The organism is Maribacter sp. PR1, assembly GCF_028464145.1.
In the GTDB taxonomy this organism is placed as follows: domain Bacteria; phylum Bacteroidota; class Bacteroidia; order Flavobacteriales; family Flavobacteriaceae; genus Maribacter.
The window spans coordinates 1-2,093 of the sequence record NZ_JAQPCG010000020.1 but is presented as its reverse complement, the minus strand read 5'-3'; the positions used below and the strand labels follow the sequence as shown (position 1 = coordinate 2,093).

The window sequence follows — 2,093 nt, the reverse complement described above, 5'->3', positions numbered from 1 at the left end:
GGAGTTCATTGAAATATTGTGGAGAGAGTCGTATCCTTAAATGGGGGTGCGATGGTAGAGAAACATAAAGAATTAGATCGAGAGAATCGGGGCCGTGGACAAGTTCGGGGGTCGTTGGGACGAGTAAATAAAGAACAACGATGAAGAGTTTGATCCTGGCTCAGGATGAACGCTAGCGGCAGGCCTAACACATGCAAGTCGAGGGGCAGCGGGGAAAAGCTTGCTTTTCCGCCGGCGACCGGCGCACGGGTGCGCACCGCGTATGGAACCTACCTTTTACAGGGGAATAGCCCAGGGAAACTTGGATTAATGCCCCGTGGCACCGCGATCCGGCATCGGGACGCGGTTAAAGCCTTCGGGCGGTAGAAGATGGCCATGCGTCCCATTAGTTAGTTGGTAAGGTAACGGCTTACCAAGACAGCGATGGGTAGGGGCCCTGAGAGGGGGATCCCCCACACTGGTACTGAGACACGGACCAGACTCCTACGGGAGGCAGCAGTGAGGAATATTGGACAATGGAGGGGACTCTGATCCAGCCATGCCGCGTGCAGGAAGAATGCCCTATGGGTAGTAAACTGCTTTTATACGGGAAGAAAAAAGGGTACGTGTACCCTACTGACGGTACCGTAAGAATAAGGACCGGCTAACTCCGTGCCAGCAGCCGCGGTAATACGGAGGGTCCGAGCGTTATCCGGAATTATTGGGTTTAAAGGGTCCGTAGGCGGGCCGGTAAGTCAGTGGTGAAAGTCTGTAGCTCAACTATAGAATTGCCTTTGATACTGCCGGTCTTGAGTTATGGTGAAGTTGCCGGAATATGTGGTGTAGCGGTGAAATGCATAGATATCACATAGAACACCGATTGCGAAGGCAGGTGACTAACCATATACTGACGCTGATGGACGAAAGCGTGGGGAGCGAACAGGATTAGATACCCTGGTAGTCCACGCCGTAAACGATGGATACTAGCTGTCCGGGTCCTTGAGACCTGGGCGGCCAAGCGAAAGTGATAAGTATCCCACCTGGGGAGTACGTTCGCAAGAATGAAACTCAAAGGAATTGACGGGGGCCCGCACAAGCGGTGGAGCATGTGGTTTAATTCGATGATACGCGAGGAACCTTACCAGGGCTTAAATGCATATTGACAGGGGTGGAGACACCTTTTCCTTCGGGCAATTTGCAAGGTGCTGCATGGTTGTCGTCAGCTCGTGCCGTGAGGTGTCAGGTTAAGTCCTATAACGAGCGCAACCCCTACCGTTAGTTGCCAGCATGTCATGATGGGGACTCTAACGGGACTGCCGGTGCAAACCGCGAGGAAGGTGGGGATGACGTCAAATCATCACGGCCCTTACGTCCTGGGCCACACACGTGCTACAATGGCAGGTACAGAGAGCAGCCACGTCGCAAGGCGGAGCGAATCTATAAAACCTGTCACAGTTCGGATCGGGGTCTGCAACTCGACCCCGTGAAGCTGGAATCGCTAGTAATCGGATATCAGCCATGATCCGGTGAATACGTTCCCGGGCCTTGTACACACCGCCCGTCAAGCCATGGAAGCCGGGAGTGCCTGAAGTCCGTCACCGCAAGGAGCGGCCTAGGGCAAGATCGGTAACTAGGGCTAAGTCGTAACAAGGTAGCCGTACCGGAAGGTGCGGCTGGAACACCTCCTTTCTAGAGATTGTCCCTTTTAGGGACGGTCCCCTTCGACTTCCGCAACGAGGTCTTCGGTCCCGTTTTTTCGATTTATGTTTTTGTTTTTTTACGATGGGAATCTCCGCAATAACGATATATAACAAATACGGATATGGCCCCTGGCCGTAGAAGTAGGGACAGTCCCATAGCTCAGCTGGTTAGAGCGCTACACTGATAATGTAGAGGTCGGCAGTTCGAGTCTGCCTGGGACTACATGGCCCCGAAAGGGCTTACGTTCATTGAGGATGAGATATTGAAGGAAATTCTAGAAGTTGAGTGGTGGTTGGAAGTACTGACTACCGACTACTATATGCTAACTGCTAGTATATGGGGGATTAGCTCAGCTGGCTAGAGCGCCTGCCTTGCACGCAGGAGGTCATCGGTTCGACTCCGATATTCTCCAC

At 52.9% G+C, this 2,093-nt stretch carries 2 tRNA genes and 1 rRNA gene; all 3 read left to right on the top strand.

The annotated features are described in order from the left end of the window. Positions 1 to 137: 137 nt before the first annotated feature. The 3 genes from PP182_RS20990 to PP182_RS20980 all read left to right on the top strand — a co-directional run bounded on the left by PP182_RS20990 (position 138) and on the right by PP182_RS20980 (position 2,092). A 16S ribosomal RNA gene (locus tag PP182_RS20990) occupies positions 138 to 1,668 on the top strand. 160 nt (positions 1,669 to 1,828) lie between these two features. Continuing rightward, positions 1,829 to 1,902: transfer RNA gene (locus PP182_RS20985), tRNA-Ile, on the top strand. A gap of 116 nt (positions 1,903 to 2,018) precedes the next feature. Next, positions 2,019 to 2,092, top strand: a tRNA-Ala gene (locus tag PP182_RS20980). The last annotated feature ends 1 nt before the right edge of the window (position 2,093 follow it).